The following is a 12433-nucleotide window of genomic DNA, read 5'->3' as shown; positions in this document are numbered from 1 at the left end:
AGGACAAGCCGATGACGATTGACCAGCAGTTGCTCGCCGAGCTGGTCGAGCTCGCGCCCGACGCCATGTTGATCGTCGACGCGTCGGGGGAAATTCTTTACGCCAATCAGCGGGTGTCCGATCTGTTCGGCTATCGGCGCGAGGCCATTGTCAGACGCAGTGTCGACGTGCTGCTACCGGAGCGATTGCAGGCGCGCCACGCGCATCATCGTCGTCATTTTGCGGAGGATCCGCGCGCGCGCCCGATGGGCGCCGGCCTCGATCTGCTGGGCCGTCGTTCGGATGGCAGTGAGTTTCCGCTGGAGATCAGCTTGAGTCCGCTGCGAGATGGCTGGGCGGCAGCCGCGATCCGCAATGTCACCGATCGCAAACGCGTGGAGCAGGAGCTCATCGAGGCTCGTGAAGAGGCCGATCGCGCCAATCTCAGCAAGAGTCGTTTTCTGGCCACGGCGAGCCACGATTTGCGTCAACCCCTGCAAGCGCTCTCGATGCTGCACGGCACGCTGTGTCGCGTCGACATGCCTGCCAGTGGCCGCGAAGCGCTCGCTCAACAAGGTCGTGCCATCGATGCGATGAAGCGGCTGCTGAGCGCGCTGCTCGACATCAGCAAGCTCGAGTCCGGCGCGGTGAAGCCGCAGTCCTCGGAATTCCCTCTACATCCATTGTTCGAGTTGCTGAGCACCGAATTCTCGCCGGCGGCGCGTGACAAAGGACTCACGCTCATCGTCGAGCCCGCGGATGTTTGTACGCGCACGGATCAGTCGCTGCTCGAACAGTTGTTGCGCAATCTGATTTCCAATGCCATCAAGTACACGAGCACCGGCACCGTCGCACTCCGGGCAATGCCGACGACCACCGGAGTGTGCGTCGAAGTGCGCGATACCGGCGAAGGCATTGCCGAAGACCAGCTGGCTTATATCTTCGATGAGTTCTATCAGATTGGCGTCGCCAGCAACGCCGCGCGGGAAGGCTATGGACTGGGCCTGGCGATCGTGCAGCGAATCGCCAGGCTGCTGGGCCTGCGCATTCAGGTGCAATCGCAAGTGGGCCAGGGCTCGAGCTTCACATTGGGGCTGCCGCGCATCGAATCGGCCAGGCCGGACTACGCCGGCGATTCTTCAGTCACTGCCACTCATCTCGCCCGTCACGCACCGAGCGGCAAGATCCTGGTCACCGAAGACGAGCCGAGTGTGCTGCAGGCAACCCGGCTACTGTTGGAGCTGGAAGGCTACCAGGTCATCCCAGCCATGAGCCGCGAAGAGGCCCTACAGCGCAGTTGTGAGCATCCCGATATCGCGCTGCTGGTCAGCGACTATCACCTCAAGGAAGATCAGACCGGATTGAATGTGATCACTGGGATTCGCCACCTGCTGGCTCGAAACATTCCCGCCATCCTGGTGACTGGCGACACCTCCAGCGCCATGCGCAAGCTGCCTCGCGATCGACAACTGCGCCTGGCGAGCAAGCCCATCGACGCAGAGGAATTGCTCACGTTGATGAATGAGCTGCTGAATGCGCGGCGTGACTCATTTGCCACTGGGCGCGAGAGTGGCGCGTAAGCCGCGGGCACCTGGCCGGCCCGAGCCTGCGATCGGCACCTCGCGTCCGGTGGCATCTGCTGAATGACAACTGCACTGGGGATTGAGACTGCGACCATGCCGACTGAACATTCCTTGTGCATGCGACTGCATCGTCCGGGAGCCAGCCTGGCGCTGGAGCAAAGGCCGATGCCCGCGCCCGGCCCGGGCCAGGTATTGCTCAAAGTCAGCGCCTGCGGCGTGTGCCGGACCGACTTGCATTTGATCGACGGTGAGCTGCCAGACCCGAAGCTGCCCATCGTGCCCGGGCATGAGATTGTCGGCACCGTGGTCAGCTGCGGCGCAGGAGCGAACCACCGGCCGGGCACGAGACTGGGTGTGCCGTGGCTTGGTTACACCTGCGGCAAATGCGAGTTCTGTTTGAGCGGCCAGGAGAATCTGTGCGACCGGGCCGCGTTTACCGGATATCAGCTCGACGGGGGTTACGCCGAACACGTGGTGGCCGACGCACGCTATTGCTTCGAGCTGCCTGCAACCATTGACGATGCACACGCCGCACCGCTGCTGTGTGCAGGATTGATCGGCTACCGCTCATGGCGAATGGCTGACGGCGCGCAGCGCTTGGGCATCTACGGCTTCGGCGCGGCCGCGCATCTGGTAACCCAGGTGGCTACTCACAAGGGACAAGAGGTTTATGCCTTCACACGCGCAGGCGATGTCACTGCGCAGAAGTTCGCGATGAGCCTCGGCGCCCACTGGGCTGGCAGCAGCGACGATCGTCCACCTGCACTCCTCGACGCCGCCATTATCTTTGCACCGGCTGGCGAACTGGTGCCGCTGGCGCTGCGTGCCGTGCGCAAGGGCGGCCGCGTGATCTGCGGTGGCATACACATGAGCGATATTCCATCGCTGCCCTACTCATTGCTGTGGGGCGAGCGCTCGGTTCGCTCGGTCGCCAATCTGACTCGCCGCGATGGCAGCGAATTTCTGGCCCTGGCGGGCCAGATTGGCATTCAGTCCAGCATAACCACGCTACCGCTGTCCCAAGCCAACGAGGCATTGGAACGATTGCGTCACGGCGCGCTCAGTGGTGCCGCCGTCCTGATCCCTTGACTGCCGCAAGTCACGGCGTATCGGCACCTGATGTCATCAAGATCACCTGCTGGTGGTGCACGACTTCATCCTCGGCGGCAATCCAGTCCTCCAGCTCGTGTCCCGGCTCGAAGCCACGCTTCTGCGCGCGAAAGTAAGCCGCAATCGCGACCATGTCGTGCCGTTCGTGGGCCCGATGCTCTGCCTCGATCTTGGCCATGCGCACGAAGTCGTCGTGCGCCAGTTTGGGCTCGCGTCGACGCTTGACCTGTGAGGTCGGATCCGGGCGCTGCGCCACGCGTGGTTTTCTCGGTGGTGTTTTCATCGGTGTTTTCATGGGTCTCCTATGGCTCGCTTCGGCAGGCGAGACTCGCCTGCCGAAGCGCACGAAATCAGGTCACTTGGATGGCGATCGGCTGCTCGGGCTTGCTCGGCTTGGTCTTCGGGATGTGAACTTTCAGCACGCCGTCCTTGGATTCGGCGCGAATGCCCTTGGCGTCGACGTTGTCCGGCAGCGAGAAGCTGCGGGAGAACGAGCCGTAGAAACTCTCGATGCGGATCTCGTTGTGCTCCTTCTGCTGCTTTTCCTGACGGCGCTCGCCGGAGATGGTCAGCATGCCGTGCTCGAAAGTGACTTTGACGTCATCCTTGCGCACTTCGGGCAGTTCCGCCTTGATGAGGTATTCGGTGTCGGTCTCGCTGATGTCGGCGATCGGCCGCCATTGGCTCTCCTCGCCTTCGAAGCGGCGCAGAGCGCGCGATAGGAAGGGCAGCCGGAACATATCTTCGACTTCGCGGAACGGTTCCCAACGGGTGATGTTCATGTCGCAGCTCCGATGAAAGTGGGGTCGACGATCGCTGCGAATGTTTGACCCGCGCCCTCGGACTCACCATTCGGGGAACGCCGTAACGGCTACGGGATGGCTGCGAAATCCTGCACGCGATTTAACCGCAGGGTCTCAGCAGATTCCCGAATGAGAAACTGCCGCAGACATTGCGACACTTGCGCCATGAAGCCATTGCGCATCGAGGAGCTCATGGCTCCGTCAGCATTTCCGCATGCCGTCGACGAGCTGCGCCTGGTGGAAACGCACATCTCCTGGGTCATTCTGACCGGCCCACGGGCCTACAAGATCAAGAAACCCGTCAAGCTCGACTTCATCGACACCTCCACGCTGGAGCGCCGGCGGCACTACTGCAACGAGGAGCTGCGCCTGAATCGACGCCTGGCGCCGGAGCTGTACCTGGAAGTCGTGCCGATTACGCACCAGGCTGGCCAGGCTCGCATCGAGGGCACGGGCCCGGCCATCGAATACGCTGTTTGTTTGAAACAGTTCGCTCCGGATGCAGAGCTGCCGGCCTTGCTCGAGCGTGGCGATGTATCGTTGCCGGAGATCCTGCGCCTGGGCGAAACGCTCGCTGACTTTCACATGCAGACTCCCGAGTGCTCGGGCTCGGATGCTCCGGCAGTCACGCAGCGCATGTACGACACGGTGCTCGGCAATCTGGAACAACTGCTGGAGTACACCGAACGCCACCAGCACATCCCCGAGCTGCGACGACTATGGCGCTGGACGCGCACCGAGATCGATCGCAAGGAAGCGGCTTTTGAGGAACGAGCGCGCGGACATCGGATCCGCGACTGTCACGGCGATCTGCATGCAGCGAACATCGTCCGCTTCGACGGCCGGCTGGTGCCCTTCGACTGTATCGACTTCGATGCACAGCTGCGCTGTATCGATGTCATGAACGACCTTGCGTTCCTTGTCATGGATCTGCTCAGTTATCAGCGCGAGGATCTCGCCGCCGCGCTGTTGAGCCGCTATCTGGAGATCACTGGCGACTATGAGGGCACCCGGCTGCTGCCGTTCTATGCGGTGTACCGCGCGCTGGTGCGGGCCAAGGTCGATGCGATCGCTGCCAAACAGTCCGCTCATCTGGTGGAGCAATACACCAGGCGGATGCTGCGCCGGGTGCGGACCGCGCTCGAATTGACCAGGCGTCCCCGCCCCGCCCTGCTGCTGATGCACGGCATGTCCGGTTCGGGCAAGTCGTGGCTGAGCGAACAGTTGGTGGCTCCGTTGCATGCGCTACGCATCCGATCTGACCTGGAGCGAAAGCGCCTGCTCGGCCCTTCGACTGCAACCACCGGCTTTCAACAGGGCAATTATGCGCCGGAGATGAGCCAGCGCGTTTATGCCAGGCTCTTGGAGTGCGCGGAGAGCTGCCTGCAAGCGGGCTTCAACGTGATCGTCGACGCATCGTTTCTCGATGCCGCCGATCGAGAGTTGTTTACGTCGCTCGCGCAGCGCATGGAGGTCACCTGCGCATTCATTTCGTGTCGGGCTGATCCGGCAACGCTACTGAATCGGGTCGCGGATCGGGCCAAACGCGGCGACGACGCTTCCGAAGCCGATCAGACCGTCGTCAAGGCGCAGTTGAATCATTTTGAGCCGCTCGCAGCGGGCTCCACCACCATCATCGAAATCGATACTCGCGCCACCGACGCGGTCGGAAACGTGGTCAGTGCGGTGCGAGCTCTAGGCTGACTGGCGATCTCATTGCATGCGTAGTGCGCTGGGCGCACGCTTGCTTCGGCTGCCGGGTAGCTCGCGCGCGGTTGCGAGCCAGCGCGGGCTCGGCGAAACCGCTTGCATCTTCGGCATCATCGGTTTGATCACCAGCAGATCGCAGCCCACACGATCGATGACCCGTTCCGCGGTGTTGCCGATGACTGCATGCGTATCGATGCTGCGAGAGACGGCCCCCATGACCAGCAGATCCGCGCCTTCGCGACGTTCGATGGCAGGAATGATGTCTTCCGCCTTGCCCGCCTTCACCTCGCAGGCCTCAGTGTCGACTCCGTGCCGTGTCGCCAGGTCCTGCACGGCCTGCCTGGCGCGAGCAAGCATCAGCGACCGAACCGGACGAGCACTGTCCGGAATCTGGCAGGCGTGCGCCAGACTCACGCGTCCACCGAACTGTTGCGCAACGACGCTGGCGGCGTGCACCAGTCGTTCATCTAGAGTGGCCGGTTTGTCGTGCGCATGAAAGGGATCGACTGCCACGAGGATGCGCAGCTGCGGAGCAATCTCCGGCGATCGCACGAACCACACCGGGCACGGGCACTGACGAATCAATTCCCAATCGGTGTTGGCCAGCAGCCAGCGCGCCAGCCGGCCATGGCGGTGGCTGGCGGTGATCAACAGATCGGGCTTGGTCTTCGAGACCTGCCTGACAATCGCTTCATGCGCGGGATAATCCCACGCCGCGATACATTTCGCGTCGCGAACCCGCGTGAGGTCGACCAGCGCTTCCATCCGCTCGCGCCGCTGACGCAGCGCCGATGCAATGATCTGCGACCGCGACCCCATCGGCACGTCGTTCACCGGCTGCGGCAGCATGAAGCAGTTGAACAGCACCAGGCGCGCACCGCTACGTAACGACAACGTCACCGCCTTTGCCAGCGCGGGCTGATCGTCCGCGAATGGATCGGCGATGACCACCATCAAGGTCTTCCAGGGTCGCTTACTCATCGCTGCTCCTCTAATTCAGCTCTTCTGGAGAGTGCGCAGATAATCGACGAGCCGATCGATCAGAGCGTTCACGCGAGCGCGCTCGGCGGGATCGTTGCTCGTCTGGCTGCTATAGAACTGCCAGCCCCAGACCGGCATGTCCCGCGGGCCATGCGCCGGGCGATCGAAGCGGCCGTCGATGCTCCGATGCACGTCCTCGGCCGGAAATTCGCCGCCGTGCCGCTGCGCAATGCGGGTCAGGTCGGGCACGTGAATCTTGATGAGCGGCGCGACCGGTCCGTCGCCTTCACCGCCGACGCCGTGACAGCTGGCACAGAATGATTGATACATTTCCAGACCGGACATTTGCATCACTTCGCGCTGCGTTGGCTGGGACGCGCAGGCGGCGAGCAACACGGTCAAAGTCGCAACTGGAATCAACCAGAACTTCATCTCGGCTCCTTCATCGATCCCACGAGGAGCAGATTGACAGCAACTCACCGCCGCGAGAGCCCGGAGTGTTCCTGGTGCGGTACGTAGTTCACCGGTGGAGCCGATGTGTTTCTATTGCTGAACTATGCAGCGTGCCGGCTCATCAACTGGCCCGCGCACGCCGCTCCACTCGCTGCTGGTGTTTGATCGAACCGGCGATGTCACACATGAACGTCGTGATGATGTCGAAGGCGTCGTCGATGGCAATGACCCCAGTCAACGCGCCGCGCACATCGACCACCGGCACGCGACGGACGCCGGCGATGCGCATCGCCGCGAGCACTTCACTCAAATCTTCGGCCTCGGTCGCGACCAGGGGTTGCCGGGTCATGAGGTCGTCGACCTTGATGGCCTCCGGATCGATTTTCTTGGCGATGACCTCGACGACGATGTCACGATCGGTCAAGACTCCGATCGGCCGGCGTAGCGGATCGCCAGGTTGATGCACGATCAGAAACCCCACGTGATGCTCTCGCATCAGCTGCGCCGCATCTGTGATGCCTTCAGTGCTGGCAATCGAGATAGCGCCTTGATGACAAATTTCACCGACTTGCATGACACCCTCCAGATCAATGCGCGAGCTGCGCCACTTCGGCCGCCAGCTGATGCTGGCGTTGCGAGACCTTCACCGGCGCTTGCAGTACATGCTCCAGAGTTCGATACGCCGGCGGCAGCCTCGCGAGCTGTTCCGCGCAGTACACCCGAACCTCTTGCAGTGGCGGAGCGGAGCACAAGCGCCGCCCGTTGGTCATCACCTCGTGCAACAGCGGCTGACCGTCGATGATCTCGTCCTCACAGGCCAGCGAGTCCATGCTGAGGTATCCGCTCGCATCGTAGTGGCGATACACCTGTCGGGGACCTGGCCAGGTTTCCTTCCATTGCGACAGCTTCCTGACCGGACGCCCGGCGTATTGCTGCAGCTTATAGGCACAATCCAGCGAAGGCGCGTCTTCGGACACCGCGAGCTTGGTCCCGAGGCAGAACGCGTCGATCGGGGCGTGGGCGGCGATCATCGCGTCAAGGGAATATTCATCAAGCCCACCGCTGGCGAAGATGCGAATCTCCGTGCAGCCGCCCCGATCCAGCACGGCTCGCACGGCAACGGCGGCCTCCGCGAGATCGCCACTGTCGATTCGTACGCCATGAATTTTGATTCCTTCGCGACGCAGTTGCCGCGATAGCTCGACCACGCGCTTCGCGCCACGCTGGATGTCGTACGTATCGATGAGCAAGACGACACCCTGCGGATGACAGCGTGCGAAGTTCAGGAACGCGTCCGCTTCGAATTCATGCGCCTGAATGAATGAGTGCGCCATGGTTCCCGCCGGCGGAATGCCAAATCGCCACGATGCTTCAACAGTCGCCGTAGCGTCGATACCCGCAATGTACGCTGCCCGGCTCGCCAGCAAGGCGGCTTCCGCGCCGTGCGCACGCCGCATTCCGAAATCGATGAGCTCTGCCTTGGGCGCCGCGAGCCGGCAGCGCGCTGCTTTGGAGGCCACCAGTATTTGATGGTTCAGCAGACTGACGATGCGGCTCTCGACCAGCTGCGCCTCGGGCAGCGTAGCCTCCACCCGCAGAATGGGCTCGCTCGCGAAGAACACCGTGCCCTCGGGTACCGCAAACACTCGCCCCGAGAAGCGGAACGAAGCCAGTCGCTGCAACGTGCTCTCACTCAGACGTTTGGTGGACTCGAGCCAGGCAAGCTCTGCGGCGGTGAAGCTCACGTTCTCCAGATACTCGAGCACTTGATCCAACCCCGCAGCGAAGCAAGAGCAGAAAACTGCGTCGCTGCGGCAGCCGCCTGACGAAAAACTCGAACACCGCCGTCTGCGTCATTCCCAGACGGTAATACGCATCGAGCATCGACAGCTGATACCAATCGGTCAACAGCACCGAAGGCAGATTGCCGTGTGTGGCCATGAGCTCACCTTCCTGTTCCGTGGCTTTGGCAGCAGCCGATCAATGACCGCTGCGATCGCCGCGCCGGCCGGCCTCGTACAGCGACCAGGTGCGCTTCTCGCCCTCGTCGATCCAGACTTCGATCAGGCTGCTGGTGGCGAAGTCACGAAACTTGCCGCACAGGTCGTGAACCTCTCGCAACCGGCTTACCAACGCCTTGTTGTCTTCGCGCAGCTCCGCGAGCATGTCGGCTGCTTCGACGAAATCGGCATCGTTGTCCTGCATTCGTTGCAGACGGGTGATGTTGCCGGTGGAGCGCAGGGTCGCGCCGCCGATCTTGCGGATGCGCTCCGCAATCGGATCCGTCATCGCGAAGATCTGGCTCGCCTGCTCGTCGAACAACAAGTGATAGTCGTGAAAGTGCGGGCCGCTCACGTGCCAGTGAAAGTTCTTGGTCTTCAGGTACAGCGCAAACACATCCGCCAGTATCGCGTTCATCGCGGCGGAAATGTCGCGAGTCGCCTCCGGCTGCAAATCGGTAGGCGTCGCGAGCGCCGCCTGCCGGCGACGGGTCAACTCATCTCGCGAAGCGGTGTTCTTGGTGGCCACGATCGAGGTCTCCTGTGCTGAATGGATATGAGCTCCACGGCGGGCCGGCGCGCCGGCGCGGCGCCGGCCCGGTGCTGTGCTCATTGTTTCTTGACTTCATGGTAAGTGGCCATGATGTGCTGATTGCCCGACAGCGGCACGGCCGCGGTCGCATTGATCGACATGCCAGTGACATCCTTGCAGTCGCCCGGCTGCAATGTCTCCTGCTTGCCGTCGTAGACCACCTTCATGGCGGCAGCTTCGTCACCCGGCTTGACGCACACCCGGTATTCCTCGGCGGTCTTGCCATGGTGAATGGTCTTGACTTCCTTGCCGGTCAGATCGAACTCGCCAGGGGTGACCGCCGCTTTCATCTTGTCCAAGGTCGCATCGGTCTTGTCTCCGGCAAACGCCGCAGAAGCGCCCAGCAAGGCCAGCGCGGTCGCGAGCAGCAACTTTGTATTCATAGCCGTACACCTCAGGGTTGCGTTCGTATCGACCCAACCACGCTGCGCGCCTCGGCGCTCGCCCACAAATCGGAACATCGCGCATCGCCTACGGGCAATTCGCAGGCGACTGCCGCACAGTCGATTTCGCTACGCTGAATGACGTAAGCGAGCCGCAGGTTTCCGCATGGCAGCGCTGCTGGAAAGGCTCACAGTCCCGGCGTGACCCTTCCCAGCGTAGGAGTGCCCGTCATGAATCTGCCGAAAATCAAGCCCCAATTGCCTTGGCCCGTTGCGCTCATTCTTTCGGCTACTGCAACAACTGCCGTGGCCGTCGACAAGGAGACGGCCGAGCACGTGACAGTGGAAGACGGGCCTCCGGCGGTGACGGTGGTCGGACATACTCAAACTCAAACGGGCGCGCACCTCGAGCGAATGGGCGGGCAGTTCGAGTCGCTCGCATTGCATGGCGAGGTGAACTATTCCGATCTGGCGCTCAATCTCCCGAGCAATGCCAAAGTGTTCAAGCAACGCGTGCACGACGCCGCTTACGAGGTCTGCTCGCGTCTGTATCAGATGTATCCCGACAGCACCGGCGAGGACTGCGCTTACAGAGCGGAGCGAGACGCGATGCCACAAGTGACTGCAGCCATCAATCAGGCCGAAATCGATCATGCCGAATCTCTCAAGCGTGCCGCGAGATAGTCACACACCGTGGAGGGCGCAGCGATGCTTGCAGCAACAACACGCGTACTGGCAACCACGATAGCGCTGAGCCTGACATTCGCGGCCTGCAAACAGGGGCCAGGTCCGATCGCCTCAGCGATGGCCTCGACCAATGGCGAGACCGGCGGCGCAACCGGTCTCGCAGCGCTGCCCGATTTTTCACAGCTGGCGGCGGACAGCGGACGCTCGGTCGTCAACGTGACCGTGATCGAGAAGCAGGCCGCCCACCCCTCGGCGGAATTGGGACAGAACGACGAAGAGGAGGATCCCTTCTCCGAGTTTTTCAGGCGCTTCGGCATACCGACGCCGCAGCAGCCGCCCGGTCCCGTGCGTGACATGGGATCGGGCTTCATCGTCAGTCCCGATGGTTACATCCTGACCAACGCACACGTGGTCATGGATGCGAGCGACATCACCGTCAAGCTCATCGACCGGCGGGAGTTTTCCGCCAAGGTGGTCGGCCTGGACGCCCGCACCGATGTGGCCGTTCTCAAGATCGACGCACGCGACCTGCCGGTCGCCAGGTTCGGCGACGCCAGTCGGTTGCAACCCGGCCAGTGGGTCATCGCAATCGGCGCGCCGTTCGGCTTTGAAAACAGCGTGACAGCCGGCGTAGTCAGTGGCACTGCGCGCTCGTTGCCAGAGAACGACTATGTGCCATTCATTCAAACCGATGTGGCCGTGAACCCCGGCAACTCCGGCGGACCGCTGATCAATCTGCAAGGTGAGGTCGTTGGCATCAACTCCCAGATCTACAGTCGCAACGGCGGCTACATGGGTCTGGCGTTCGCGATCCCCATCGACGTTGCGCATAACGTCGAGCAGCAGCTGATCCAGACCGGCCATGTACGTCGCGGACGTCTGGGTTTGTCGGCTCAGGAAATGAATGCGCAGCTCGCACAGTCCTTCGGGCTGGACCGCGCGCGAGGTGGTTTGGTGAGCTCAGTCGATCCCGACGGCCCCGCGGCCCGCGCAGGCATCAAGCCTGGCGATGTGATCCTGCGGGTCAACGACCAGACGATCGAACATTCGAATCAGCTGCCGCCACTGATCGCCGGCCTGACCCCGAACTCGACGGCGACCCTGCTGATCTGGCGCGATCGAGCGCAGACAGAAAGCAGAATTCGCATCGCGGAGCTGCAGGAACCGGGTACGACTCGCGCCTCGGAACCCTCTGCAACGTCGGGTCCCGCCGGCCTGTCGGTGCGGCCACTGACACCGAAAGAGCGTCAGTCCGTCGACACACGAGGCAGTCTGGTCATCGACGATGTCTCGGGCTCCGCAGCCAAAGCCGGGCTCGAGCCCGGTGACATTGTGCTCGCGGTCAATGGTAAGACGGTGAAGTCGGTCAAGGAGCTCGAGCGTGCGATCCACAGTGCCGGCCACACGGCTGCGCTGCTCATCCAACGCGAGGACGCGCAGATCTTCGTGCCGATACAGATAGCAGGCTCGCCTGGATAGCGGCTATTCCCGGGCGCGACCCGACGTGTCGAAGTCATCGCCAGGTCGCTGCTGCACGAGCCATAGATAGTCCGTAATTCGATTGATGAGAATGTGCCCCGGCGGCACGGGCCGCGGCTTCACCTGCGGGTCTACGGTCTTCGTCTTCGACTTTGGCGGCTTGGATTTCTTCGACTTCGACTTGGTCAGAGCGGGCGAAGTCAGATCCGCTCCCCATACCGGTTGGGCTCGGGAGCCGTGCGCCGGCAGCGCGTACGTACCCTCGATGATTTGTTCCACGCGGCTGCGAGGAAATGTATCTCCGGCGCGGCGCGCGAGCAGAGTCAGATCGGGCATCGTGCTGTTGTAGGACTGCGCCGCCGCCCCGTCTCCGTGACCGGAGATGCCGTGGCAAGACGAGCAGAGGTGTTGATAGAGCTCCTCACCGCTCATCTTCACATAGTTTTCGGGAGTCGCAGGGCGACCTCGCGCCGAGCTATCGGGTCGTCCGTGGGCACAGGCTGCAAGCAATCCAATCATCGCAGCCAAGAGCACGAGCACAGCGGGCATGGCTAAACCCCTACAGGCGAGCAGGACGAACACACATCCCCACACTATTCAGCGGCAGCACGCGGCTCTCAACGCGAAGAAACCATGAGCGCCTACGCGGTCCTCCGCGCGACGCGGGCGATCT

The 12433-nt window shown here is 62.4% G+C and carries 14 protein-coding genes; 5 read left to right on the top strand and 9 right to left on the bottom strand.

Going from position 1 to position 12433, the window contains the following annotated elements; genetic code table 11:
- Together D0550_RS32170 and D0550_RS32165 are read left to right on the top strand one after the other, a co-directional pair.
- On the top strand, positions 1–1559 hold a 1559-nt coding region (locus D0550_RS32170; RefSeq protein WP_206606674.1), incomplete at its 5' end, for an ATP-binding response regulator.
- 120 nt (positions 1560–1679) lie between these two features.
- Positions 1680–2651, top strand: a complete 972-nt coding sequence (locus D0550_RS32165) for a zinc-dependent alcohol dehydrogenase family protein (protein ID WP_116813282.1) — start codon at positions 1680–1682, stop codon at positions 2649–2651.
- 10 nt (positions 2652–2661) lie between these two features.
- Here the strand turns inward: D0550_RS32165 and D0550_RS32160 are convergent, their stop codons facing one another.
- Together D0550_RS32160 and D0550_RS32155 are read right to left on the bottom strand one after the other, a co-directional pair.
- Positions 2662–2967 (bottom strand): DUF2934 domain-containing protein, encoded by a 306-nt coding sequence (locus tag D0550_RS32160; protein ID WP_116813281.1) that lies wholly within the window; start codon positions 2965–2967, stop codon positions 2662–2664.
- Between the two features lie 55 nt (positions 2968–3022).
- Positions 3023–3454, bottom strand: coding sequence for an Hsp20/alpha crystallin family protein (locus D0550_RS32155; RefSeq protein WP_116813280.1), 432 nt, complete (start codon positions 3452–3454; stop codon positions 3023–3025).
- 213 nt (positions 3455–3667) lie between these two features.
- Between D0550_RS32155 and D0550_RS32150 the strand changes: the two genes are divergently transcribed.
- Positions 3668–5179 (top strand): bifunctional aminoglycoside phosphotransferase/ATP-binding protein, encoded by a 1512-nt coding sequence (locus D0550_RS32150; RefSeq protein ID WP_161966190.1) that lies wholly within the window; start codon positions 3668–3670, stop codon positions 5177–5179.
- A 9-nt stretch (positions 5180–5188) separates the two neighbouring features.
- Here the strand turns inward: D0550_RS32150 and D0550_RS32145 are convergent, their stop codons facing one another.
- From D0550_RS32145 to D0550_RS32120, 6 genes are all read right to left on the bottom strand, one after another.
- Complete coding sequence (locus D0550_RS32145) at positions 5189–6166, bottom strand: universal stress protein (RefSeq protein WP_116813278.1); 978 nt, start codon at positions 6164–6166, stop codon at positions 5189–5191.
- Between the two features lie 15 nt (positions 6167–6181).
- Positions 6182–6598, bottom strand: a complete 417-nt coding sequence (locus tag D0550_RS32140; RefSeq protein WP_116813277.1) for a c-type cytochrome — start codon at positions 6596–6598, stop codon at positions 6182–6184.
- A gap of 142 nt (positions 6599–6740) precedes the next feature.
- Positions 6741–7193, bottom strand: coding sequence for a CBS domain-containing protein (locus D0550_RS32135; RefSeq protein ID WP_116813276.1), 453 nt, complete (start codon positions 7191–7193; stop codon positions 6741–6743).
- A 13-nt stretch (positions 7194–7206) separates the two neighbouring features.
- Positions 7207–8385: a nicotinate phosphoribosyltransferase gene (locus D0550_RS32130; protein WP_206606673.1), complete on the bottom strand. Its 1179-nt coding sequence runs from the start codon at positions 8383–8385 to the stop codon at positions 7207–7209.
- Between the two features lie 214 nt (positions 8386–8599).
- Positions 8600–9148: a Dps family protein gene (locus D0550_RS32125; RefSeq protein ID WP_241520986.1), complete on the bottom strand. Its 549-nt coding sequence runs from the start codon at positions 9146–9148 to the stop codon at positions 8600–8602.
- 80 nt (positions 9149–9228) lie between these two features.
- Positions 9229–9594: a hypothetical protein gene (locus D0550_RS32120; protein ID WP_153067449.1), complete on the bottom strand. Its 366-nt coding sequence runs from the start codon at positions 9592–9594 to the stop codon at positions 9229–9231.
- A gap of 231 nt (positions 9595–9825) precedes the next feature.
- Here D0550_RS32120 and D0550_RS32115 point away from each other — a divergent pair, with 231 nt between their 5' ends.
- Positions 9826–10278, top strand: coding sequence for a UrcA family protein (locus D0550_RS32115; protein WP_116813273.1), 453 nt, complete (start codon positions 9826–9828; stop codon positions 10276–10278).
- Between the two features lie 24 nt (positions 10279–10302).
- The gene (locus tag D0550_RS32110; protein WP_116813284.1) at positions 10303–11760 is read left to right on the top strand and encodes a Do family serine endopeptidase; all 1458 of its coding nucleotides are present in this window, start codon (positions 10303–10305) and stop codon (positions 11758–11760) included.
- Positions 11761–11763: 3 nt separating this feature from the next.
- On the opposite strand, the gene D0550_RS32105 is transcribed toward D0550_RS32110, so the two are convergent.
- Entirely contained in the window at positions 11764–12309 is a 546-nt protein-coding gene (locus D0550_RS32105) for a c-type cytochrome (RefSeq protein WP_116813272.1), read from the bottom strand.
- Between the last annotated feature and the right edge of the window lie 124 nt (positions 12310–12433).

It is taken from the genome of Steroidobacter cummioxidans (assembly GCF_003104955.1).
Note: the sequence above shows the minus strand (reverse complement) of the source record. Positions and strands in the feature narration are given on the sequence as shown.

Bases quoted from the DNA above. Each gene is read 5' to 3' on its own strand.
- D0550_RS32110 (WP_116813284.1), top strand. From the start codon at position 10,303: ATGCTTGCAGCAACAACACGCGTACTGGCAACCACGATAGCGCTGAGC.
- D0550_RS32145 (WP_116813278.1), bottom strand. From the start codon at position 6,166: ATGAGTAAGCGACCCTGGAAGACCTTGATGGTGGTCATCGCCGATCCA.
- D0550_RS32155 (WP_116813280.1), bottom strand. From the start codon at position 3,454: ATGAACATCACCCGTTGGGAACCGTTCCGCGAAGTCGAAGATATGTTC.
- D0550_RS32140 (WP_116813277.1), bottom strand. From the start codon at position 6,598: ATGAAGTTCTGGTTGATTCCAGTTGCGACTTTGACCGTGTTGCTCGCC.
- D0550_RS32120 (WP_153067449.1), bottom strand. From the start codon at position 9,594: ATGAATACAAAGTTGCTGCTCGCGACCGCGCTGGCCTTGCTGGGCGCT.
- D0550_RS32105 (WP_116813272.1), bottom strand. From the start codon at position 12,309: ATGCCCGCTGTGCTCGTGCTCTTGGCTGCGATGATTGGATTGCTTGCA.
- D0550_RS32135 (WP_116813276.1), bottom strand. From the start codon at position 7,193: ATGCAAGTCGGTGAAATTTGTCATCAAGGCGCTATCTCGATTGCCAGC.
- D0550_RS32150 (WP_161966190.1), top strand. From the start codon at position 3,668: ATGGCTCCGTCAGCATTTCCGCATGCCGTCGACGAGCTGCGCCTGGTG.
- D0550_RS32165 (WP_116813282.1), top strand. From the start codon at position 1,680: ATGCGACTGCATCGTCCGGGAGCCAGCCTGGCGCTGGAGCAAAGGCCG.
- D0550_RS32160 (WP_116813281.1), bottom strand. From the start codon at position 2,967: ATGAAAACACCGATGAAAACACCACCGAGAAAACCACGCGTGGCGCAG.
- D0550_RS32115 (WP_116813273.1), top strand. From the start codon at position 9,826: ATGAATCTGCCGAAAATCAAGCCCCAATTGCCTTGGCCCGTTGCGCTC.